The organism is Paenibacillus albicereus (assembly GCF_012676905.1).
GTDB classification, from domain to species: Bacteria; Bacillota; Bacilli; order Paenibacillales; family Paenibacillaceae; genus Paenibacillus_O; species Paenibacillus_O albicereus.
This window is the reverse complement of record NZ_CP051428.1, coordinates 2,812,412-2,835,450: the sequence shown is the minus strand read 5'-3', so window position 1 is coordinate 2,835,450 and position 23,039 is coordinate 2,812,412. Positions and strand designations below refer to the sequence as shown.

Genomic DNA, 23,039 nt, shown 5'->3' with positions numbered 1-23,039 from the left:
CAGCATGAGCAAAATCGCATTTGTATTTCCGGGCCAAGGCGCCCAGGCGGTCGGCATGGGCAAGGACCTGTACGACGCCAGTCCTGCGGCGCGCGGCGTCTTCGCGGAAGCGGACGCCGCCCTCGGCTTCGCGCTGAGCGAGCTGATTTTCAATGGGCCGGATGAAGCCCTCAAGCAGACGGCCAACACGCAGCCGGCGCTGCTCACGGTGAGCGCCGCCTTCCTCGAAGCGTTCCGCGAGACGGGCATCAAGCCCGATTATGTCGCGGGGCACAGCCTCGGGGAGTACAGCGCGCTCACGGCTGCGGGCGCGATCGGCTTCGCCGACGCCGTGCGCACGGTGCGCCGCCGCGGCGAGTTCATGGAGCAGGCGGTGCCGGGCGGACAAGGCGCGATGAGCGCCGTGCTCGGCGCCGAGCGCGATGCGCTGGCGGCGCTGTGCGCGTCGGTATCGGCGGGCGGCCATCCGGTGGAGCTGGCCAATGTGAACTGCCCGGGCCAGATCGTCATCTCCGGCAGCGCCGATGGCGTTGCCCAGGCAGGCGAGCGCATCAAGGAAGCGGGCGCGAAGCGCGCGATTCCGCTGGAGGTGAGCGGGCCGTTCCACTCCTCGCTCATGAAGCCGGCGGCGGACAAGCTGGCCGCCGTGCTCGGCGAGGTCGCGATCGCGGACGCGTCGGTGCCGGTCGTCGCCAACGTGACGGCAGCTCCGGCGACGGGCGCGGAGGACATCCGCCGCCTGCTCGTGGAGCAGGTCTATTCCCCGGTGCTGTGGGAGGATACCGTCCGGCGTCTGATCGAAGAAGGCGTCGATACGTTCGTGGAGCTCGGCTCGGGCGCCGTCCTGGCCGGCCTTATCAAGAAGACGGACCGCAGCGTCCGCGTCCTGTCCGTGAACAGCGTGGAGTCGCTGCAGGCGGCAGCCGCGGAGCTGACCAACGAAGCATAAGGAGGAACCGGATATGTTTGCAGATCTGACGGGCAAGACCGCTCTCGTCACGGGCGCCTCGCGCGGCATCGGCCGCGCGATCGCCATCGCGCTCGCCGAGGCGGGCGCCGACGTCGCGGTGAACTACGCCGGCGGCGAGGCCGCCGCAGCCGAGACGGCCGCGGCCGTGGAGGCGCTCGGCCGCAAGGCGCTCGTGCTCAAGGGCGATGTCGGCAAGTCGGCCGATTTCGACGGCCTTGTCAAAAGCGTGCTCGACGCCTGGGGCAAGCTCGACATCCTCGTCAACAATGCCGGCATCACGCGCGACAACCTCATCATGCGAATGAAGGAAGAGGAGTTCGACCAAGTCATCGAAACGAACCTGAAGGGCGTGTTCAACGGCATCAAGGCCGTCAGCCGTCCGATGATGAAGCAGCGCTCCGGCCGCATCATCAACATCTCCTCGGTCGTCGGCGCGCTCGGCAATCCCGGACAGGCCAACTATGTCGCGGCCAAGGCCGGCGTCATCGGGCTCACCAAATCGTCGGCGCGTGAGCTCAGCTCGCGCGGCATCACCGTCAACTGCGTCGCGCCAGGCTTCATCGAGACGGACATGACGGACAAGCTGCCTGCGGAAGCCCGCGAGTCGATGCTCGGCGGCATTCCGCTCGCCCGTCTCGGCCGGCCGGAGGACATCGCGGCCGCAGTGCGCTTCCTGGCTTCCGATGCGGCCGCTTACATGACCGGACAGACGGTGCATGTGGACGGCGGCATGTACATGTAATGGACGCGGCGCGGCCATTCTATAGCGGCCGCCTGCTTTCGATCCGTCTCCGAGGAACCGTTTGCGTATGGCATTTTGAATAGGATTCTCGTATAATACGATGGAGGAGGTGAACCGGATGTCCGAAGTAGTGGATCGCGTCAAACGCATCGTAGTTGATCGCCTTGGCGTTGATGAAGCGGAAGTGACCCTCGAAGCTTCCTTCAAGGATGACCTCGGCGCTGACTCGCTAGACGTAGTCGAGCTGGTCATGGAGCTTGAGGATGAATTCGACCTGGAGATCTCTGATGAAGATGCAGAGAAGATCACGACGGTGGGAGAAGTAGTCAATTACATACAATCTCATACGTAATTGTCACACCGAGTCCCGTTTCACGACGGGACTTCTCTCTTACGTCAGGCGAATTTCCGCTCGTCCTTTCCCGCCCGGAATCATCCCGCTTCATCCGCATGCGCACCGCGCATCCGTTTTTGACCACGAATCGTCTTCCTGCCCGTCTCGGGCGTGGAATTCCATACACCGCATGACAAGACGCTTCAAGACGGTCCGGCATCCGGCCGTCCATCTTGCCGTTTCCCGAGGTGAAACCCTTCCAATGACAAATAGAGTCGTAGTAACCGGCCTGGGCGTGCTGACAAGCCTGGGCGACAGCAAGGAACAGTTCTGGGGCAATCTGCTCGAGGGCAAATCGGGCGTCTCGACCATCGAGTCGTTCGACGCAAGCGAGTACACGACCCGCATCGCCGCCGAGATCAAGGGCTTCGAGCCTGAGGCTTACGGCCTGGACAAGAAGGAAGCCCGCCGCATGGACCGCTTCGTGCAGCTCGCTGTCGTCGCCAGCCTGAAGGCGGTCGAGGACGCGGGCCTGCGCATCGGCGAGAACTCCGACGCGGAGCGCACCGGCGTCATGGTCGGCTCCGGCATCGGCGGACTCGGCACCTGGGAGGATCAGCACAGCGTCCTCCTCGAAAAGGGCCCTAAGCGCGTCAGTCCGTTCTTCATCCCGATGATGATCGCGAACATGGCCTCCGGCCAGGTCTCCATGGCGACCGGGGCGAAAGGCCCGAACACGACCGTCGTGACGGCGTGCGCGACCGGCACGCATACGATCGGCGACTCGTACAAGATGATTCAGCGCGGCGACGCCGACGTCATGATCTGCGGCGGAGCCGAGTCGACGATCCGTCCGATGGCGATGGCCGGCTTCTGCAGCATGCGCGCGATGAGCGTGCGCAACGACGAGCCGCATAAGGCCAGCCGTCCGTTCGACGTCGACCGCGACGGCTTCGTCATGGGTGAGGGAGCCGGCGTGCTCATTCTGGAGTCTCTGGAGCATGCGCAGGCGCGCGGAGCCCATATCTACGCTGAGGTGATCGGCTACGGCATGAGCGGCGACGCGCACCACATGACCGAGCCCGATCCGGACGGAGCGACGCGCTGCATGCGCATGGCGATCCGCGATGCCGGCATCGAGCCGCAGGCGGTCGACTACATCAACGCGCACGGCACGTCGACTCCGGTCGGCGACAAGTCGGAGACGACGGCGATCAAGAATACGTTCGGCGACCATGCGTACAAGCTGGCCGTCAGCTCGACCAAGTCGATGACGGGACATCTGCTCGGAGCCGCAGGCGGCGTCGAAGCCGTCATCCTCGCGATGACGCTCGAGAACGGCGTCATCGCGCCGACGATCAACCTCGACAACCAGGATCCGGAGCTGGATCTCGATTATGTGCCCAACGAGCCCCGCAAGGCGGACGTGCGGGTGGCGCTGTCGAACTCGTTCGGCTTCGGCGGCCACAACGCCACCATCATCATGAAGAAGCATGAAGCGTGATCGAATCCAGGAGCTTCAGCGGCAGCTGGGCCTTCCGTTCCGCAAGCCGCAGCTGCTGAGGCTCGCTTTTACCCATACCTCGTACGTCAACGAGCACCGCAGCAGCGTCTCGGAGGACAACGAACGGCTGGAGTTCCTCGGCGACGCCGTATTGCAGCTGCTCGTATCCGAGCATCTGTTCGGCACCCATCCGGATCGGCCGGAGGGCGAGCTGACCCGGATGCGCGCCGCCATCGTCTGCGAGCCCTCGCTCGCCCGGTTCGCGGAGCTGCTCGACTTCGGCTCCTATGTCCGGCTGGGCAAAGGCGAAGAGCAGCTCGGCGGGCGCCAGCGCCCGGCGCTGCTCGCCGACCTGTTCGAGGCGTTCGTGGGCGCCTTGTACCTCGATGCGGGCGTCGATGCGGTCCGCGACTTCCTGCGGCGGGAGATGTTCCCCAAGCTGGAGGACACGCCGGGCTTGTCCGGCAAGGACTACAAGTCCAAGCTCCAGGAACGGGCGCAGAACCTGGCGCTCGGCACGGTGGAATACCGCGTGGCCGAGGAGCGAGGTCCGGCGCATGACCGCGAGTTCGTGGTGGAGGTGCTCGTCGGGGAGCAGGTGCTCGGCGTAGGCTCCGGCCGCACCAAAAAAGAAGCCGAGCAGCGTGCCGCCGAGGAAGCATGGGAAAAGACGCGCGAGGAAGAGTAGGAAGGACGGGCGCATGGCGCCCGGACCGCATGGCCGAAAGCCCCGGCAGCCTGAACCGCATCAGGTGCCGGGGCTTTTGTCCTTATGGTACAATAGCCGCAAGAGGTGACATCGACCGATGTTGTTGAAACGCATAGAGCTGTCCGGCTTCAAGTCGTTCGCCGACAAGACCGAGATGGAGTTCGTAAGGGGCATCACCGCCGTCGTCGGTCCGAACGGCAGCGGCAAGAGCAACATATCCGACGGCATCCGCTGGGTGCTCGGCGAGCAGAGCGCCAAAAGCCTGCGCGGCGGCAAGATGGAGGACATCATCTTCGCCGGCAGCGACGCGCGCAAGGCCGTCAACTTCGGGGAAGTCTCGCTCACGCTGGACAACTCCGACGGCGCGCTGTCCGTCGAGCACGACGAGGTGACCGTGACGCGGCGGGTGCATCGCAGCGGCGACAGCGAATACATGATTAACCGCCAGCCGTGCCGGCTCAAGGACATCACGGAGCTGTTCATGGACACCGGCATCGGCAAGGAGGCGTACTCCATCATCGGGCAGGGCCGGATCGAGGAGATTCTGAGCACGCGCTCGGAGGACCGCCGCGGCATCTTCGAGGAAGCGTCCGGCATCGTCAAGTACAAATCGCGCAAGCGCGAGGCGCAGCGCAAGCTCGACGACGCCGAGGGCAACCTGCTGCGCATCCATGACCTCGTCTCGGAGCTCGAGGACCAGGTCGAGCCGCTGCGGGAGCAGTCCGAGCGCGCCATGCTGTACAAGTCGCTGCGGGAGGAGCTCAAGCACCGCGAGATCGCGCTTTACGTGCATCAGATCGAGGGCGTGCACAAGAGCTGGAACGAGAACAGCGCCCGCATGGAGGCGCTCAAGAAGGAAGAGCTGGAGCTGTCGGCGATCGTCAGCCGGCATGATGCGTCGCTCGAGCAGGACCGGCTGCAGCTGCGCCGGCTGGAGGAGCGGCTGGAGGAGCTTCACGGGCAGATGCTCGCCTACAGCGAGGAATTCGAAAAATGCGAGGGCCAGGGCGAGGTGCTGAGGGAGCGCCGCCGCTACCTGGCGGACAGCCGCGAGCAGCTGGCGCAGGCGCTGGAGACGGTCGCCGCCCGTCAAGCGGAGCTCGCCGCGGAGGAGGAGCAGGCGCGGTCGAAGGCCGGCGCGCTCGAGGCCGAGCTGATCGACCTGCGCAGCCGCATGGGCAGCGAGGAGAACCGGCTGCGCGGCGTCTCGGGCGGCACGTCGCTGGAAGCGGGAGAATCGCTCAAGGGCGAGCTGCTCGAAGTGCTCGGCGCGATGGCGCAGCTGCGCAACGAGATCCGTTATGCGGAGCAGCAGCGCGAGGCGCTGCAGCGGCGCAAGGAGCGGCTCGGCGGCGAGGAAGGCAGGTGGCAGGAGCAGTCCGGCCGGCTGAACGCGCGCCGCTCGGAGCTGAGCGAGGCGCTGGCCGCCTCGTCGGCGGAGCTGGAGCGCATCCGAAGCAAGTACATAGAAGAATCGCAGCGGACGCAGCAGCTGCAGAAGCGGCAGGAGGAGGCGTCGGCCGCGCTGCGCTCCTGGGAGCAGCGCAAGGAGGCGCTCGTCTCCCGGCGCGATACGATGAAGGAGATGCAGGACGCGCTCGACGGCTTCATGCACGGCGTCCGCGAGGTGCTCAAGGCGTCGCGCCGCAGCTCCGGAGGCTTGTCCGGCGTGCACGGCGCCGTCGCGGAGCTCGTGCGGGTGCCGCAGCGCATCGAGGTCGCCGTCGAGACGGCGCTGGGCGGCGCGATGCAGCATGTCGTCATGGAGGACGAGCGTTCCGCGCGCGCGGCGATCTCCTTCCTCAAGCAGCGTCAGCTCGGACGGGCGACGTTCCTGCCGCTCGACGTCATCAAGAGCCGCGGCGTCCCGGAGCAGGAGAAGCGGCAGGTTGCGGCGATGGAGGGCTATGTCGGCATCGCCGCCGAGCTCGTGACCAGCGAGCCGCGCTATCAGGCGATCGTCGGCAACCTGCTCGGCAACGTGCTGCTCGCCGAGAACCTGGAGGCGGCCAACCGGATCGCCGCCCGCTGCGGCTATCGCTTCCGCGTCGTGACGCTGGAGGGAGACGTCGTCAACGCCGGCGGCTCCATGACCGGAGGCAGCCTGCAGAAAAAAGGCGCGAGCCTGCTCGGCCGGCAGCGGCAGATCGAGCAGCTGGACGAGGAATCGGCCGAGCTGCAGCGGCAGCTGGCGCGCGTCCGCGCGGAGCTGGACGACCTGCGCAAGGAGGGCTCCATCGCCGCGCAGAACCGCGACGAGCTGCGCGAGCAGGCGGAACGGCTGAAGCTCCAGGAGCAGCAGCAGCGCGCCGAGCTTCAGCATGCCGAGAGCGAGCTGGCCGGCCTGCAGGAGCAGGGGGCGGTGTTCACCGCCGACCGGTCGGGCTTCGAGGAGGAGGAGCGGCAGCTCGTCCAGTCGGCCGCCGCCGCGGCGGAGCGTCTGGACGAGCTCGGCATCCGCGAGGCGGGGCTGCAGGAGGCGATCCGCCTCGCCGAGGAGCGGCGCAAGGCGAGCGAGTCGGAGAAGGAGGAGCTGCAGGTGCAGCTTACCGACCTCAAGATCCATGTCGCCAAGGCCGACCAGGAGCGGCTCGCGCTGCAGGACACGATGTCCCGGCTGCGTTCGGAGAGCTCCCGCGCCCGCTCCGAGGCGGCTGCGCTGGAGGCGCAGCAGCGGCAGCGGAGCGCGGAGCAGGAGGAGCTGGAGGCGGCGTCTGTCGCGCAGATCGAGGAGCTCAACCGGCTGCGCCTGCGCAAGCAGGAGACGGCGGAGCAGACCGAGCTTGCCCGTTCCGCGCGGGCGGACAAGAGCCGCGAGCTGGAGCAGATGGAGAGCGAGACGCGCGAGCAGCGCGGCGGCCTGAAGCGGGTGGAGGAGCAGCTGAGGCAGACGGAGATTGCCGTGAACAGGCTCGACGTCGAGCTCGACAACCTGCTGCGCAAGCTGAGCGAGGAATACGGGCTCAGCTACGAGCTGGCCAAAGCCCGCTATGCGCTCGATGGCGATCCGGCCGAGGCGCAGACGGCGGTGCGGGAGCTCAAGCGGCGCATCGCCGGACTGGGTGAGGTCAATCTCGGCGCGATCGAGGAGTATCAGCGGGTGCGCGAGCGCTTCGAGTTCCTGGACAGCCAGCGGCAGGACCTGATGGAAGCCAAGGCGACGCTGTACGAGGTCATCCGCGAGATGGAGGACGAGATGTCCAAGCGGTTCCGGCAGACGTTCGAGGAGATCCGCAAGCATTTCGTCGTCGTCTTCGCCAAGCTGTTCGGCGGCGGCCGCGCCGACCTGACGCTGGCCGATCCCGAGCGCATCCTCGATACGGGCATCGACATCCTCGCCCAGCCTCCGGGCAAGAAGCTGCAGAACCTGCAGCTGCTGTCCGGAGGCGAGCGGGCGTTGACGGCGATCGCGCTGCTGTTCGCGATCCTGCAGGTGAAGCCGGTGCCGTTCTGCGTGCTCGACGAGGTCGAAGCGGCGCTCGACGAGGCGAACGTCTCCCGCTTCGCGCAATACCTGCGCGAGTTTTCGGAGCTGACGCAGTTCATCGTCGTCACCCACCGCAAAGGAACGATGGAAGAGGCCGACGTGCTGTACGGCGTCACGATGGAGGAAGGCGGCGTCTCCAAGCTCGTCTCCGTCCGTCTCGAGGACGAGCTCGGCGGCGAGTCGGTATCGGCTTGACAACGGCTGGCGGCGCGGGTCCGGTCAACGGACGGCCGCGCTAGATGGTTTACGGACCTCCGGCGGAGGTCCGCATAGAGGGATAAGCTAGAGCTTCGGAGGGATAGGCATGGGCTTTTTCAAAAAGCTGAAGGAAAGCATCGCGAGCAAGACGGAATCGGTCACGAACGTCTTCAAGGAAGGGCTCGCCAAGACGCGCACCGCGCTCGTCGAACGGGTCGAGGAGCTGATTACGCGCCGCAAGAAGATCGACGAGGAATTCTATGAGGAGCTCGAGGAGATCCTCATCGGCGCCGATGTCGGCGTCAATACAGTCATGGACCTGATCGACGACCTGCGCGCCGAGGTGAAGAAGCGCCGGATCGAGGACGCGGCGCAGCTGCAGCCGGTGCTCTCGGAAAAGCTGGTCGGGCTGCTCGGCGGCGATCAGGACAACGGCCTGCGCATGGCCGAGGAGGGCATCACGGTCATCCTCTTCGTCGGCGTCAACGGCGTCGGCAAGACGACGACGATCGGCAAGCTGGCCCACCGCTTCAAGAGCGAGGGCAAATCGGTGCTGCTGGCGGCGGGCGATACGTTCCGCGCCGGCGCGATCGAGCAGCTCGAGGTATGGGGCCAGCGCGTCGGCGTGGACGTCATCCGCCAGCAGTCGGGCTCCGACCCGGCGGCCGTCATGTTCGACGCGGTGCAGGCCGCCAAGCAGCGCAAGGTCGACGTGCTGCTCTGCGATACGGCAGGACGGCTGCAGAACAAGAACAACCTCATGGAGGAGCTGAACAAGATCTTCCGCGTCATCCAGCGGGAGATTCCGGGCGCGCCGCACGAGGTGCTGCTCGTGCTCGACGCCAACACCGGGCAGAACGCGCTCAGCCAGGCCAAGCTGTTCGGCGAGAAGAGCGGCGTGACCGGGCTCGTGCTGACGAAGCTCGACAGCACCGCCAAGGGCGGCATCGTCATCGCGATCCGCCACGAGCTGAGCCTGCCGGTCAAGTTCGTCGGCCTCGGCGAGAAGATGGAGGATCTGCAGCAGTTCGACAGCGAGCAGTTCGTGCATGCGCTGTTCGCCGGCTTGATCCGCGATCAGGAAACGCGGGACGGAGAAGAGTAGTCGCGGCGGAGGGACGAATCCGGCGAGGCCTTCGTGCAGGGGACCGTTTCAGGGCCGTCTCAGGTGACAAGGTTCATCCCTTGACACTTGCCGCGCGCTGAGGTATGATAGGTCTCGCGAAGAAAAGCCTCGGATGAAGGAGCTGCTCGGATGGCGACGGAAAGCCGCGACTCGCTGGAGAAGACGACGCGGATCAACCAGCTGTTCGATCGGTATGGAGCGCTGCTCACGGACAAGCAGGTCGAGATCCTGACGTTTTATTTTCGAGAGGACTTCTCGCTCGGAGAGATTGCGGCGGAGCTCGGCGTCAGCCGGCAGGCCGTATACGAGCACGTGAAGCGCGGCGGCCTGCTGCTCGAGGACTATGAGAGCAAGCTCGGCCTGCTCGCCCGGCTGACGTCCGCGGGACGCCTCCTGGACGAGCTGGACGCAGAGGCGTCCCGGACGGACGTTCCGTCCGGTCCCGGAGAGCGGATTCGCGCCCTGGGACAGAAGCTGCGGGAGACGCTGCTGGAGATCGACCAAGAACGAGACAAGCGATAGACACGAGGACGGGAGGTGGCGGCATATGGCATTTGAAGGATTGTCGAGCCGGCTGCAGAACGTGTTCGGCAAGCTGCGCGGCAAAGGCAAGGTGACCGAGGACGATCTGAACGACGCCATGCGCGAGGTCAGGCTGGCCCTGCTCGAAGCGGACGTCAACTTCAAGGTCGTCAAGGAGTTCATCGCGAGCGTCAAGGAAAAGGCGCTCGGCCAGGAGCTGCAGAAGAGCTTCACGCCGGGCATGGTCATCATCGACATCGTCAACAAGCAGCTGACAGAGCTGATGGGCGGCACTCAGAGCAAGCTGGCCAAGGCCAGCAAGCCTCCGACCGTCATCATGATGGCCGGCCTGCAAGGCGCGGGCAAGACGACGACGTCGGGCAAGCTCGCCCTCATGCTCAAGAAGTCGGGCCACAAGCCGCTGCTCGTCGCGGGCGACATTTACCGTCCTGCCGCGATCAAGCAGCTGCAGGTCGTCGGCAGCGGCATCGACGTGCCGGTGTTCACGCTGGGCGACCAGACGTCGCCGGTGGAGATCGCCCGCCAGGGCGTGCAGCACGCCAAGGACAACGGCCTTGACTATGTCATCATCGACACGGCAGGACGGCTGCACATCGACGAGGCGCTCATGGAAGAGCTCAAGCAGATCCATGAGGTGACGCAGCCGGACGAGGTGCTGCTCGTCGTCGACGCCATGACCGGCCAGGAAGCGGTCAACGTCGCCCAGAGCTTCCACGAGCAGCTGGCGCTGACCGGCGTCGTGCTCACCAAGCTCGACGGCGATACGCGCGGCGGCGCCGCGCTGTCCGTCAAGGCGGTCACCGGCTGCCCGATCAAGTTCGCGGCGACCGGCGAGAAGATCGAGCCGCTCGAGCCTTTCCATCCCGAACGGATGGCCTCGCGAATTCTCGGCATGGGCGACATGCTGTCGCTCATCGAGAAGGCGCAAGCCGGCATCGATGCCGACAAGGCGGCCGAGATGGAGCGCAAGATGCGCAATGCGGAGTTCACCTTCGAGGATTTCCTGGAACAGATGGAGCAGGTGCGCAACATGGGCCCTCTCGATCAGATCCTGGAGATGATGCCCGGCATGAACAAGATGAAGGGCATGAAGGACCTGAAGGTCGACGACAAGCAGGTCGGACGGATCGAAGCGATCGTGAAGTCGATGACGACCGAGGAGAAGCGCAAGCCGGAGCTGCTCAACCACAGCCGGCGCAAGCGCATCGCCTCCGGCAGCGGCACGTCGATCGCGGAGGTCAACCGTCTCATCAAGCAGTTCGACGACATGCGCAAGATGATGAAGCAGTTCAGCTCGATGATGGGCGGACCCGGAGGCAAGGGGCCGAAGATGCCCAAGGGCGGCCTGGGCAGCCTGAAAGGCATGTTCGGCGGAGGCAAGAAAGGCAAGTTCCCGTTCGGCTGAGCGCCGCCGGGTCTGCTCTGATTCTTTCAAGGAGGTGAAGTATAATGGCAGTACGTATCCGTCTGAAACGCATCGGTGCGCACAAGGCTCCGTTCTACCGCGTCGTGGTATCGGATTCCCGTTCCCCGCGCGATGGCCGTTTCATCGAAGAAATCGGTACTTATAATCCGGTTGCTCAACCGGCTCAAGTGAATATCGACGAAGAGAAAGCCCTCAAGTGGCTGCAAACGGGAGCGCAAGCTTCCGACACCGTCCGCAACCTGCTTTCCAAAGCAGGCGTTCTCACGAAGTTCCATGAGCAGAAGCACCAGAAGTAAGGTTTCCCTTTCGGGACAACCGAATAGAAGCAACGCAAACGGGTTAGGATGAATATCCTAGCCCCTTTTGCATCCAAGGCGAGGTGAATGGGATGGCGGATCAATGGTTCACGGTCGGAGAGATCGCCAATACGCACGGCATCCGCGGCGAGATCAAGATCGTGCCGCATACGGACTTCGCGGAGCGGCGGTTCGCGCCGGGCAGCAGGCTCTCGGTCCAAAAGGACGGGCAGCCGGGCGGGGTTCAGGTCGAGGTGCAGAATGCGAGATCGCATAAAAACGTCTATATCGTCAAGCTGAAGGGCTTCGACACCATCAATGACGTCGAGAAGTTCAAGGGAAGCCTGCTCAAAATCTCGGCGGAGCAGCGCGACGCGCTGGAGGAAGGCGAGTTCTACTATTCGGACATCATCGGGAGCGAGGTCGTCACCGAGGAAGGCGAGCGTCTCGGCGTCGTGACCGAGATTCTGCGCCCCGGCGCGAACGACGTCTGGGTCGTCGAGCTGGAGAACGGCAAGGAGCTGCTGCTGCCCTACATCGACGACGTCGTCCGCAAGGTGAACGTGCGCGCCCGTCAGATTACGGTACGGCTGCTGGAAGGGCTGATGTAGCGCCATGCAGATCGATGTGTTGACGCTTTTTCCCGAGATGTTCGATGGCGTCTTCGGCGCGAGCATCCTCGGCAAAGCGAGGGACAAGGGCATCGTCTCGCTGCAGGCGGTTAACTTCCGGGCTTACTCCGGCAACAAGCATAACACGGTGGACGATTACCCGTACGGGGGCGGAGGCGGCATGGTGCTCAAGGCCGAGCCGGTGTTCGCCGCAGTCGAGGATCTGCTTGGCGCAAGCGCGAATTTAGCGCTGCCGAAGGCAGAAGCTACTCCCCCTGCAGCGGCTCGTCCTCCTCGCGTCATCCTGATGTGTCCGCAAGGACAGCCTTTCACCCAGGCCAAGGCCGAGGAGCTGGCGCAGGAAGATCGGCTGATCTTCATCTGCGGCCATTACGAGGGCTACGACGAGCGCATCCGCGAGCATCTCGTCACGGACGAGCTGTCGATCGGCGACTACGTGCTGACCGGCGGGGAGCTGCCCGCGATGGTGATGATCGACAGCATCGTCCGCCTGCTGCCGGGCGTGCTCGGCAACGAGTCGTCGGCGGTGACGGACTCCTACAGCACCGGGCTGCTGGAGTACCCTCACTATACGCGTCCAGCGAGCTTCCGGGGCTGGGAAGTGCCGAAAGTGCTGCTGTCCGGCCATCACAGCCGGATCGACCAGTGGCGCCGGGAGCAGTCGATGCTCCGTACGCTGCGGCGCCGCCCGGATTTGCTGGGGGAAGCGCCGCTCAGCGACAAGGAGCGCCGCTGGCTGGAGCAGCGGCGGCTCGAGGAGCAGCAGGGTGCCGCGGATCATGGGAAAAAGTAGTCGATCCAACGCCAGGCTCTTGTCATGCAGCCTGGAATATGCTATGATTTGAAATGTTGTTTGCAAACTCGGACGGTCCTCTATCGGCAATGATCCGGCTCATAAGGCGAGCCTGGGTAGCTTATATGAACGTCTATGGTGGAAGGAGGCACTACTCATGAACATTGTACAAGCGATTACGCAAGAGCAGCTGCGCAAGGACATCCCGAGCTTCCGTCCAGGCGACACGCTTAAAGTGTACGTAAAGGTTATCGAGGGATCCCGCGAGCGGATTCAGCTGTTCGAGGGCGTCGTCATCAAGCGCCGCGGCGGCGGAATCAGCGAGACGTTCACCGTCCGCAAGATTTCTTACGGTGTTGGCGTGGAGCGTACGTTCCCGATCAACTCGCCGAAGATCGATCGCATCGAGGTGACCCGCCGCGGTAAAGTGCGCCGCGCGAAACTGTACTACCTGCGCGAACTGCGCGGCAAGGCAGCACGGATCAAAGAGATCCGCCGCTAGTCCGCCACAAGATGAAATGCAAAGAGGGGCTTGCCGAAAACAAGCCCCTTTTCGTGTACAGACGAAGCCCGCTCTACTTGCAGCTGAAGACGAACGAGAGCAGATAGAGAAAGCACCCCTCACGGGTCCGAGAAAGAAGGCGGAGCACAGATGGTGGACGAGCAGCTCCAGGAGCAGCAGCCGGAATCCGGCGGCAACAAGGCTCGGAAAGAGATATTTGAGTGGGTCAAGGCGCTTGCGATCGCGGCCCTGCTCGTGTGGATCATCCGCTGGTTCCTGTTCGCGCCATTCGCAGTGGACGGTCCGTCCATGCAGCCGAACTTCCATACGGGAGAGCGGCTAATCGTCAACAAGATCCTGTACGAGATGCGCGAGCCGAAGCGCGGCGAGGTGGTCGTGTTCCATGTCCCTCAGGAGAACCGAGACTTCATCAAGCGGGTCATCGCCCTTCCGGGCGACACGGTCCGCGTCGAGGGAGACGAGGTGTTCGTCAACGACGAGAAGCAGGACGAGCCTTATCTGAAGCAGGCGATCGCCGAGGCTCAGGCAAAAGGCGAGCTATGGAACCAGACGGGACCGAACTTTCCGAACGAGCTCGTGACGGAAGGCACGGTGCCTGCCGATTCGTTCCTGGCCATGGGCGACAACCGCAGCAACAGCGAGGACAGCCGCCGGATCGGCTACATTCCGTACGATCAGCTGATTGGACGGGCCGATGTCATTTTCTGGCCGCTGAACGATATTCAGATCATCAAGCATGGGTAGGCGAAAGCCTGCCCTACATTTTTTCATGAAGAGGTGTCCGTATGACGATTCAGTGGTTCCCGGGACATATGACAAGGGCGCGCAGGCAGATCGAGGACAAGCTCAAGCTCATCGACATCGCGATCGAGCTGCTGGACGCGCGCGTGCCGATGTCCAGCCGCAACCCGATGGTCGACGACATCCTGAAGGGCAAGCCGCGGCTCATCCTGCTGAACAAGGCGGATCTGGCGGATCCGAAGGAGACCGAGCGCTGGATGGCCTACTTCTCCGCACGCGGCTTCGCGAGCATCGCCGTCGATTCCTCCACGGGCTCGCGCGTGAACGAGATTCCCGTCAAAGTGCGGGAGATCCTCCACGAGAAGATTCAGCGCATGCTGGACCGCGGCATGAATCCGCGCGCCATGAGGGCGCTTATCGTCGGCATTCCGAACGTGGGGAAATCCACGTTGACGAACCGCCTTGCCGGCCGTCACATCGCCGCTACCGGCGACCGCCCCGGCGTGACGAAGGGTCAGCAATGGATCAAGGTCGGCAGCGAGATGGAGCTGCTCGATACGCCGGGCATCCTGTGGCCCAAGTTCGAGGATCAGCTGGTCGGCTACAAGCTGGCGATGACCGGCGCGATCAAGGAGCAGGTGCTCAACATCGAGGACGTCGCCTACTTTGCCGCGCGGGTGCTCGCCGAGCGATACTGGCCGGAGATGCAGGAGCGGTTCGGCCTCGGCGAGCCGCCGTCCGACTTGGATGACAACATGCAGATCGTGGCGGTCATGGAGCAGATCGGCCGCAATCGCGGCTGTCTGGTCAGCGGAGGAAGGGTCGACCTCGAAAAGGTATCCGGCATCATCTTGCGGGAGATGCGCGCCGGCAAGCTTGGACGGCTTACGCTGGAGGCGGCTCCGCCTGCAGGGCGCGAATGAGCCGTCGCAAAGCCTCCGGCGCAGCCGAACCGGAAGCGCAGCTTGCGCTAGGAGCGGCAGCTGACGCCTGCGCGGGTGCGGACGACGCCGGGCCCGGTGGTCCGTCGGAGCGCCCGGCGCTGGAGGAGTCCGAGGACCGGCTTGCTTACGAGAAGGATCTCTGGATGCAAGGATCCGATCTCGTATGCGGCGTGGACGAGGTCGGGCGCGGCTGCTTGTTCGGCGATGTCGTCGCGGCGGCGGTCGTGCTGCCGGCGGGCCTCGTGCTGGACGGCGTCCACGACTCCAAGAAGCTGAGCGAGAAGAAGCGCGAGCTGCTGTACGACGCGATCGCGGAGTCGGCCGTCGCCTGGGCGGTCGCCCGCATCGACGCGGCGGAGATCGACCGGATCAACATCCGCCAGGCTTCCCGGCTTGCGATGAAAAGGGCGGTCGAGGCGCTGGGCGTGAAGCCGGACCATCTGCTCGTCGATGCGGAGACGGTCGACCTCGACCTGCCGCAGACGCGGATCATTCACGGCGATGCGCTCAGCCAATCGATCGGCGCCGCATCAATCATGGCCAAGGTGACGCGGGATCGGCTTTGCAAGGAGCTTTGGGACCTGCATTATCCGGAGTACGGCATCGCGATACATAAAGGCTATGCGACGGCGCGCCATCGCGAGGCGTTGGCGCAGTACGGACCGACCGCGCTGCATCGACGGTCCTTTCTCGGCAAGATTTTGCCGGAACAGCAGCTCCAGCTGTTCGGATAGCTTGAGGCCTCGCCTGCATTCCGTGCAGGCGGGGCTTTTTTTTGCATGCAGGCCGGGACGGCGGCTCACAAACGGGAGCGCCGCGGTCGATATAACGGGATAGAGTTAGCCGCCTTGCCGGCGCAGTCATGCGGACGAGGCGGAAGCATTGCATCGAGCGGGGAGGCAGCAGATGAATATCGGATCGTTTCTTAAAGCGGTCGGCGACCTCCAGCCGGCTTCGAGCCGGCCGCTGGAGCTGCGCCCGGGACAGACCGTGCGCGCGACGGTGCTGGAGGCGCACGGGAAGGATGGAGCGCTGCTTCAGATCGGAGAGAGCCAGCTGCTCGCGAAGCTGGAGACGCCGCTTCAGCCGGGACAGACGGCCGTGCTTCAGGTGAAGGGGGAGACGGACGAGGGCGTGCTCGTGCTGCAGCTGGCGGCCAGAGCGACGAAGTCGGCGGCGGAGCCGGAAGCGGCGCAGTGGAAAGAGCTGGCCGGACGGCTCGGCCTCGGCGCGGGCGACAAAGGAGCGGCCGAGCTCGTCAAGGCCATCCGGGCGGCGGGATTGCCGCTGTCGGCGGAGACGGCGGACGGGCTGCGGACGGCTGCAGCGCTGAAGCCGTCGGGCATCGATCCCGGGGAGTGGCTGCGAGCGGCAGCAAGCGCGTTGCAGCGTGGCATGCCGCTGACGAGCGAGACGCTGCTGGCGCTGCGGCAGGCTCTTGCCGGTCCCCCGGTGCATGAGCTGCTGGAGCGGCTTGAGCAGGAGCTGGTGAATAGGGGCGTGGCCAAGCCGGCGCAAGCCGGCGAAGCAGCCGAAGCGGATGCCGCCGCGAAGCGTGGCTCGGGCGCTGCATCGGCAGGGCAGGCGCCGGTAGCCTCGGCTGCGGGCGGACGAGCCGCGCCGCAAGGGGGTGCGGTCCCGGCAGCTGCGCCGGCAGATCCGTCCGGCGCAGAAGCGGCGCCGCAAGCGGAAGCCGCGAAGGGAGGCGCCGTCCCGGTTAAGGCGGCGGACCATGCCGCGCGCTTGCTCGCGCTGCTGCAGAGCGGGCCTTGGCTGGAGCCGGCTGCGGACGGTGCTTCCGTGGGAGCGCAAGCGGCTCGCGGCGTCCCGGCGGAAGCTCCGTCCGGGAAGGGCGCGACGGCCGGAGCGGACGGAACGACCGCAGCCGCCGGAGCCAAGGGGGGCGGCGCGGCGGCGTACGGTTCGGCTGTGGCTTTGATTTCTCCGCAGGGGGGCGGGTCTCCGGCTGGAGGGGGAGCGGGAGCTCCGGCCGCCGGGCCTGCTTCCGAAGGCGGTGAGGCTCCTGCCGCCGCGAAGCCGTCGCCTCAAGGTGCGGTCAAAACTTTGCTGCAATGGCTGGGAGTCGGCCACGAGCAACAGCTGGCCCGCTCCTCTTCCCAGCCTTCGCCAGCCTTTGCCGACGTCCAGCATCAGCAGGCCGCCAGCCTCAAGGAAGCCGGCGGGGAAGCGGCCGGATCTCCTCTCGGGTCGAGGGCGGCAGACGGGGAAGCTGCCGCGACGAGAGCCGTAGACGTGCGAGGATCGGCCGCAGGACACGCGGACGCCTCTGCGTCGGCAAGGGCTGCTGCCGGCGAAACGGCTCGAAGCGGCTCGGAGGCTGCCGCGACCGCCTCAGCCGCAGCGGCCCGCACGGAGGAAGGGGATGCCGCCGGCTCGCGCGGCAGCATCCGCTTGGAGCAACCGCTGGCAACCGTCCGCCCCGGGCCGCTGCCGCTTGCGGCTGGCGTCGCGCTGGATCGGACGGAGGAAGCCGCGCTCAAGCCGGCGCTGCTGCAGCTGCTTGCGGCATCGGACGTGCCTCCGGGCGCGCGGGAAGCGGCGACCCAACTGCTGCAGCAGATTACCGGCCAGCAGCTGCTGCTGACGCCGGAGCGCAGCGGCGCGTTCTTTTCCCAGCTGACGCTGCAGCTGCCGGTGCGCACGGCGGACGGAGCGGCGACCGCCACCGTGCAGGTGCAGGCGCGCCGAGGAGCCAAGGGCGAAGTGGACGCGTCGAATTGCCGCCTGCTGTTCGATCTCGAGCTCGGGGAGCTCGGGACGACGCTCGTCGATGTCGCGGTCGTCGACAAGGTCGTCTCGCTGACCGTTTACGCCGACCATCCGGCTGTTCCGGAGTTGCTCGAAGCGGGCCGTCAGAGCTTGACGGAGCAAGTGCATCAAGCCGGCTACCGGCTGCTTGGCCTGCGGGCGGCCGATAGCCGCCCGCAGGCCGGGGGCGGGGGGGCCGATCCGGGAGCGTCGCTGCCGACCAGACCGGAGTGGGTGACGGATCGTTATCGAGGGGTGGATATGAAGATATGAGCGGGAATGGACAAGCCGATACAGGCGCCGATGCCTTATCGGGAGGCGAGGACAGAAGCGGCGAGCGCCGGCCTCGTTCCGAAGGGGATGACGCTCCGCGTGCGGCGGTCGCGCTCCGGTACGACCCGGCGGACGGCGCCCCTGCGGTCGTCGCCAAGGGCAAGGGACAGCTCGCCGACGAAATCGTGCAGCGAGCCCGCGAGAACGGCGTGCCCGTCCAGGAGGACCGTTCGCTCGTAGAGGTGCTGTCCAAGCTTGACCTGAATCAGCAGATTCCGGCGGAGCTGTACGAGCTTGTGGCGGAGCTGCTGAGCTTCATTTATCAGACGGACCGCAAAGCCGGAGCTCTCTCGGGGGCTCTGGCCGCTCCTCGCGGATCCGAAGGAGGCGCGCTCGGATGAACGAACGGCCGATCGGCAAGGCGGGGCGGAGCGGGCAGCGCGGTTCCGGGTCCGGGGACGCTACTCCAGCCGGCTCGCCGGGAAGCGATCGCCGGAGAGAATCCGGACGGATCGGCGAGGAAGCGGCCGCCGCCTGGCTGGAGCGCCACGGCATGCGCCTGCTGGAGCGGAACTGGCGCTGCCGGATGGGCGAGCTCGACCTGATCGCGGAAGACGGCGGAACGCTTGTCATCGTGGAGGTGCGGTCGGCGAGGACAGGCAGCCGCTACGGTACCGCGGCCGAGGCTTTGCATGGACGCAAGCAGCTCAAGGTTCGCCGGGTCGCCGGGGTCTACCTGCAGCAGCGGGGATGGAACGGCAGGACGATCCGCTTCGATGCGGCGGCCGTCACGCTGGATGCCTCTGGCCTCCGGGCGGTCGAGGTCGTGCATATCAAAAACGCCTTTTGAAGAAGCGGTGGCCGCTTCTCCAAAAGGCGTTTTTTTTTAAAGCCGTTTTTAGAGGCTTCAGCTCCAGCCGGGCAGGCGCCGATAATGAATCGCCTCCGCGACATGCGGCGCCTCGATCCTCTCGAAGCCTTCCATGTCGGCGATCGTCCGCGCCAGCTTGAGTATTCGGTCGTGAGCACGGACGCTGATGCCGAGCCGGTCGAACGCCTGCTGCAGCAGGCGGGCCGCCTCGGGCTCCAGCGTCGCGGCCCGGCGCAGCGCCGGGCCGGACAGCTCGCCGTTCCATGCGGTGCCGCTAGCGGGCGATCGCCCCTCCTGCGCTTGGACCGCTCGAGCCACGAGCCCTCTCATCTCTGCGCTGCCCATGCCGCTCTGGCTGCCGTCGAGAGCCGGCGGCCGCTGCACGTCGACGAGCAGGTCGAGCCGGTCGAGCAAGGGGCCAGAGATGCGGGCGCGGTATCGGTCGATCGCCGTCTGGGAGCAGCTGCATTCCGGCTGGCCGGAGGACCCGGCCTGCGCCCCAAGGTAGCCGCAGGGGCAAGGATTCATCGAGGCGGCGAGCTGGAACGAAGCCGGGAAGCGATAAACGGCTCTCGCCCTCGCAAGCGTCACCTCGCGGTCCTCGAGCGGCTGGCGCAGCGCCTCCAGCGCGCCTCGCGGGAATTCCGGCAGCTCATCGAGAAAAAGCACGCCTCGATGGGCGAGCGTCGCTTCGCCCGGCCGCGGAATCGAGCCTCCTCCAATCAGACCGGCTGCCGAAATCGTGTGATGCGGGGAGCGGAACGGACGCTTGTCCATCAGCGCGCCTCGCCTCTGCAGCTTGCCGGCGACGCTGCCTATTTTCGTCACCTCAAGCGCTTCCTCGCGGCTCATGGGAGGCAAAATGCCGGGCAGCCTGCGGATGAGCATCGTCTTGCCCGTGCCCGGTGGACCCGACAGCAGCAGGTTGTGCCTGCCGGCAGCGGCGATGGCAAGCGCGCGCTTGGCGGCATGCTGGCCGATCACGTCGGCGTAGTCCAATTCCGCGCCGAGGCCAGGCTCTGCGGATGCTCCCGAAGCCGTCTCCTCCTCGCGGTCCCGAAGCAGCGCGCCCCAGCCCCCGCCGCTGCGGAAGGCGGCAGCGAGCTCGGTGAGGCTGCGCGCCGAGTAGACGTCGAGTCCGCCGACAAGCGCCGCCTCGGCCGCATTGGCGGCGGGGACGAGCACGCGCCGCAGGCCGAGCCGGCGCGCCTCGGCCGCCATCGGCAGCACGCCGGGCACGGAGCGCAGCTCGCCGCTGAGGGCGAGCTCTCCGATGACGAGCGTCTCCTCGAACGGCCGCCCTTCCAGTTGGCCGCTTGCCGACAGGATGGCGGCGGCGATCGCCAGATCATACGCGGTCCCTTCCTTGCGCATGTCGGCCGGGGCCAGATTGACGGTGATGCGCTGCATCGGAAACTGGAAGCCGCAATTGCGCAGCGCGGCGCGGACGCGCTCGACCGACTCGCGTACGGCCGGGTCGGGCAATCCGACGACGGCGATCTGCGGCAAGCCGCTGGCAAGATCGACTTCGACGGCGACGAGCCGCCCGTCGACGCCTTGCACGCTGGCGCTTGTGAACGAACTGTAGGACATGACAAAAAGCACCCTCCCCGAATGACGGGCGAAGGTGCTTCCTTACTTCCCTGAAAAGTATATGGATAAGGATAGATTAATCCAGGTCCGTCCGAGCTGTCAACCGCTCTTCCAGGCCGTTCCAAATTTACCGAAACGCAAAAAATATTTTACGGGCGGGGCGCTTTTTTGCGCGAAGCGAGTCAGGGATTGTGATATAATGACAGATGTTTGTTTGATTAGTTCTAGCTGTTTCCACCCGAGTCAGAGGATTGGAGGATGTCGTGAATGAATATTCATGAGTATCAGGGCAAAGAAGTCTTGAAACAATACGGGGTCGCAGTCCCGGAAGGCAAGGTCGCCTTCACGGTGGACGAGGCTGTTGAGGCAGCCAAGGAACTGGGCACTTCCGTCGTTGTGGTCAAGGCGCAGATCCATGCGGGCGGCCGCGGCAAGGCCGGCGGCGTCAAGGTGGCGAAAAACCTCGACGAGGTGCGCGCCTATGCATCCGAGATCCTGGGCAAGACGCTCGTCACGCATCAGACGGGTCCGGAAGGCAAGGAAGTCAAGCGCCTGCTGATCGAGCAAGGCTGCGACATCAAGAAGGAATATTATGTCGGCGTCGTCGTCGATCGCGCTACGGGCCGCGTCGTCATGATGGCATCGGAGGAAGGCGGCACGGAAATCGAGGAAGTCGCCGAGCATTCCCCGGAGAAGATCATCAAGGAAGTCATCGATCCGGCCGTCGGCCTGCTGCCATTCCAAGCCCAACGTCTTGCATACGCTATCAATATTCCAAAAGAGCTCGTCCGCAAGGCGGTTCAGTTCATGACGGCCCTTTATACGGCGTTCGTGGACAAGGACTGCTCGATCGCCGAGATCAACCCGCTCGTCGTCACCGGCGACGGCAACGTCATGGCGCTCGACGCCAAGCTGAACTTCGACTCCAACGCCCTGTTCCGCCACAAGGACATCCTGGCGCTGCGCGACCTCGAGGAAGAGGACGCCAAGGAAATCGAAGCGTCCAAGTATGACCTCAGCTACATCGCGCTTGACGGAAACATCGGCTGCATGGTCAACGGCGCAGGCCTTGCGATGGCGACGATGGACATCATCAAGCACTATGGCGGCGACCCGGCCAACTTCCTCGACGTAGGGGGCGGCGCGACGAAGGAGAAGGTTACGGAAGCCTTCAAGATCCTGCTCTCGGACGCCAACGTCAAAGGCATCTTCGTCAACATCTTCGGCGGCATCATGCGCTGTGACGTCATCGCAGAAGGCGTTGTCGCGGCGGCCCGTGAGCTCGGACTCGAGCGTCCGCTCGTCGTGCGCCTCGAAGGCACGAACGTTGAGCTCGGCAAGAAGATCCTGAACGAATCGGGCTTGAACCTGGTCGCGGCGGACAGCATGTCCGACGGCGCCCAAAAAATCGTTGCGCTCGTAAAATAACGCCCTCGGGGCTGCAGAGACGAATTCTGTTAGGGGATGTGAATGTGCGATGAGCATTTTGATCAACAAGGATACCAAAGTGATCACCCAGGGCATTACCGGCCAGACCGGCCTGTTCCATACGAAGGGCGCCCTTGAATACGGAACCCAGATGGTCGGCGGCGTAACGCCTGGCAAAGGCGGCACGACGGTGGACATCGAGCTGGAGAACGGCGAGACGAAATCGCTGCCAGTATTCAACTCCGTACGCGAAGCGATCGACGAGACCGGCGCGACCGTGTCCGTCATCTACGTGCCGCCGGCGTTCGCGGCCGACTCCATCCTGGAAGCGGTGGAAGCCGAGCTGGACCTGGTCATCTGCATCACGGAAGGCATTCCGGTGCTCGACATGGTGCGCGTGAAGCGCTACATGGAAGGCAAGAAGACCCGCCTGATCGGACCGAACTGCCCCGGCGTCATCACGCCGGACGAAATCAAGATCGGCATCATGCCGGGCTATATCCATCGGAAAGGCCATGTCGGCGTCGTATCCCGCTCCGGAACGCTTACCTACGAGGCGGTCCATCAGCTGACGACCCGCGGCATCGGCCAGTCGACCGCAGTCGGCATCGGCGGCGACCCGGTCAAAGGCTCCGAGTTCATCGATATCCTGAACCTGTTCAATGAGGATCCGGACACGTACGCGGTCATCATGATCGGCGAGATCGGCGGCACGGCGGAAGAAGAAGCCGCCGAGTGGGTCAAGGCGAACATGAAGAAGCCGGTCGTCGGCTTCATCGGCGGCGCTACGGCTCCTCCAGGGAAGCGCATGGGCCACGCCGGCGCGATCATCTCCGGAGGCAAAGGCACGGCGAAGGAGAAAATCTCCACGCTTGAAGCTTGCGGAATCAAGGTTGCTCCGACTCCGTCTGACATGGGCTCCACGCTCGTGAGCGTGCTGGAAGAGAAGGGCCTGCTCGAAAAGTGCAAGACTCACTAATCGAATCGCTTGAACGGAAGGCAGGCAGCCTTCTTCTCCATATCGGGGAAGAAGGCTGCTTTTTTGTTGCCGCCTGGCGAGCTCTGGCGGCGCTGACGGCGCCTGCGCGCTTGCAATCTGCATTCTTGTGCCGCACAATAGGGATTGGCGCAGGTGCC

The 23,039-nt window shown here is 65.1% G+C and carries 22 protein-coding genes; 21 read left to right on the top strand and 1 reads right to left on the bottom strand.

The window, feature by feature from the left end; genetic code table 11:
- Window positions 1–4: 4 nt before the first annotated feature.
- The 19 genes from fabD to HGI30_RS12495 all read left to right on the top strand — a co-directional run bounded on the left by fabD (window position 5) and on the right by HGI30_RS12495 (window position 18,860).
- On the top strand, window positions 5–949 hold the full coding sequence (gene fabD / locus HGI30_RS12585) for an ACP S-malonyltransferase (RefSeq protein WP_168907879.1): 945 nt from the start codon (window positions 5–7) through the stop codon (window positions 947–949).
- A 13-nt stretch (window positions 950–962) separates the two neighbouring features.
- The gene (gene fabG / locus HGI30_RS12580) at window positions 963–1,712 is read left to right on the top strand and encodes a 3-oxoacyl-[acyl-carrier-protein] reductase (RefSeq protein ID WP_168907878.1); all 750 of its coding nucleotides are present in this window, start codon (window positions 963–965) and stop codon (window positions 1,710–1,712) included.
- A gap of 118 nt (window positions 1,713–1,830) precedes the next feature.
- Window positions 1,831–2,064: an acyl carrier protein gene (gene acpP, locus HGI30_RS12575; protein ID WP_021880976.1), complete on the top strand. Its 234-nt coding sequence runs from the start codon at window positions 1,831–1,833 to the stop codon at window positions 2,062–2,064.
- A gap of 244 nt (window positions 2,065–2,308) precedes the next feature.
- Complete coding sequence (fabF, locus tag HGI30_RS12570; RefSeq protein WP_168907877.1) at window positions 2,309–3,550, top strand: beta-ketoacyl-ACP synthase II; 1,242 nt, start codon at window positions 2,309–2,311, stop codon at window positions 3,548–3,550.
- Complete coding sequence (gene rnc / locus HGI30_RS12565; RefSeq protein WP_168907876.1) at window positions 3,540–4,238, top strand: ribonuclease III; 699 nt, start codon at window positions 3,540–3,542, stop codon at window positions 4,236–4,238. The genes fabF and rnc overlap by 11 nt, the downstream gene beginning before the upstream one ends.
- A gap of 118 nt (window positions 4,239–4,356) precedes the next feature.
- Complete coding sequence (smc, locus tag HGI30_RS12560; RefSeq protein ID WP_168907875.1) at window positions 4,357–7,941, top strand: chromosome segregation protein SMC; 3,585 nt, start codon at window positions 4,357–4,359, stop codon at window positions 7,939–7,941.
- Between the two features lie 109 nt (window positions 7,942–8,050).
- Entirely contained in the window at window positions 8,051–9,049 is a 999-nt protein-coding gene (gene ftsY, locus HGI30_RS12555; protein ID WP_168907874.1) for a signal recognition particle-docking protein FtsY, read from the top strand.
- 150 nt (window positions 9,050–9,199) lie between these two features.
- Window positions 9,200–9,592 carry a YlxM family DNA-binding protein gene (gene ylxM / locus HGI30_RS12550; RefSeq protein ID WP_168907873.1) on the top strand — a complete coding sequence of 131 codons (393 nt, stop codon included), beginning with the start codon at window positions 9,200–9,202 and terminating at the stop codon, window positions 9,590–9,592.
- 25 nt (window positions 9,593–9,617) lie between these two features.
- A complete protein-coding gene (gene ffh, locus HGI30_RS12545) occupies window positions 9,618–11,018 on the top strand; it encodes a signal recognition particle protein (RefSeq protein WP_168907872.1) in 1,401 nt (466 codons plus the stop codon).
- Window positions 11,019–11,062: 44 nt separating this feature from the next.
- On the top strand, window positions 11,063–11,335 hold the full coding sequence (gene rpsP / locus HGI30_RS12540) for a 30S ribosomal protein S16 (protein ID WP_028597456.1): 273 nt from the start codon (window positions 11,063–11,065) through the stop codon (window positions 11,333–11,335).
- Between the two features lie 92 nt (window positions 11,336–11,427).
- Window positions 11,428–11,946 carry a ribosome maturation factor RimM gene (gene rimM, locus HGI30_RS12535; protein ID WP_168907871.1) on the top strand — a complete coding sequence of 173 codons (519 nt, stop codon included), beginning with the start codon at window positions 11,428–11,430 and terminating at the stop codon, window positions 11,944–11,946.
- A gap of 4 nt (window positions 11,947–11,950) precedes the next feature.
- Window positions 11,951–12,760 (top strand): tRNA (guanosine(37)-N1)-methyltransferase TrmD, encoded by an 810-nt coding sequence (gene trmD, locus HGI30_RS12530; protein WP_168907870.1) that lies wholly within the window; start codon window positions 11,951–11,953, stop codon window positions 12,758–12,760.
- A 157-nt stretch (window positions 12,761–12,917) separates the two neighbouring features.
- Complete coding sequence (gene rplS / locus HGI30_RS12525; protein WP_168907869.1) at window positions 12,918–13,262, top strand: 50S ribosomal protein L19; 345 nt, start codon at window positions 12,918–12,920, stop codon at window positions 13,260–13,262.
- Window positions 13,263–13,412: 150 nt separating this feature from the next.
- On the top strand, window positions 13,413–14,027 hold the full coding sequence (gene lepB / locus HGI30_RS12520) for a signal peptidase I (RefSeq protein WP_168907868.1): 615 nt from the start codon (window positions 13,413–13,415) through the stop codon (window positions 14,025–14,027).
- Between the two features lie 41 nt (window positions 14,028–14,068).
- Window positions 14,069–14,947, top strand: a complete 879-nt coding sequence (ylqF, locus tag HGI30_RS12515) for a ribosome biogenesis GTPase YlqF (protein WP_168907867.1) — start codon at window positions 14,069–14,071, stop codon at window positions 14,945–14,947.
- On the top strand, window positions 14,944–15,702 hold the full coding sequence (locus tag HGI30_RS12510) for a ribonuclease HII (protein ID WP_168907866.1): 759 nt from the start codon (window positions 14,944–14,946) through the stop codon (window positions 15,700–15,702). The genes ylqF and HGI30_RS12510 overlap by 4 nt, the downstream gene beginning before the upstream one ends.
- Window positions 15,703–15,874: 172 nt before the next feature.
- The gene (locus HGI30_RS12505; RefSeq protein WP_168907865.1) at window positions 15,875–18,010 is read left to right on the top strand and encodes a TP0910 N-terminal domain-containing protein; all 2,136 of its coding nucleotides are present in this window, start codon (window positions 15,875–15,877) and stop codon (window positions 18,008–18,010) included.
- Window positions 18,007–18,411, top strand: coding sequence for an EscU/YscU/HrcU family type III secretion system export apparatus switch protein (locus HGI30_RS12500; protein ID WP_168907864.1), 405 nt, complete (start codon window positions 18,007–18,009; stop codon window positions 18,409–18,411). The genes HGI30_RS12505 and HGI30_RS12500 overlap by 4 nt, the downstream gene beginning before the upstream one ends.
- Window positions 18,408–18,860, top strand: a complete 453-nt coding sequence (locus tag HGI30_RS12495; RefSeq protein ID WP_168907863.1) for a YraN family protein — start codon at window positions 18,408–18,410, stop codon at window positions 18,858–18,860. The genes HGI30_RS12500 and HGI30_RS12495 overlap by 4 nt, the downstream gene beginning before the upstream one ends.
- A gap of 57 nt (window positions 18,861–18,917) precedes the next feature.
- Here HGI30_RS12495 and HGI30_RS12490 read toward each other — a convergent pair whose 3' ends face one another.
- Window positions 18,918–20,474, bottom strand: a complete 1,557-nt coding sequence (locus tag HGI30_RS12490) for a YifB family Mg chelatase-like AAA ATPase (protein WP_168907862.1) — start codon at window positions 20,472–20,474, stop codon at window positions 18,918–18,920.
- Between the two features lie 267 nt (window positions 20,475–20,741).
- Between HGI30_RS12490 and sucC the strand changes: the two genes are divergently transcribed.
- On the top strand, window positions 20,742–21,902 hold the full coding sequence (gene sucC, locus HGI30_RS12485) for an ADP-forming succinate--CoA ligase subunit beta (protein WP_021879141.1): 1,161 nt from the start codon (window positions 20,742–20,744) through the stop codon (window positions 21,900–21,902).
- Between the two features lie 49 nt (window positions 21,903–21,951).
- Window positions 21,952–22,881: a succinate--CoA ligase subunit alpha gene (gene sucD, locus HGI30_RS12480; protein ID WP_168907861.1), complete on the top strand. Its 930-nt coding sequence runs from the start codon at window positions 21,952–21,954 to the stop codon at window positions 22,879–22,881.
- The last annotated feature ends 158 nt before the right edge of the window (window positions 22,882–23,039 follow it).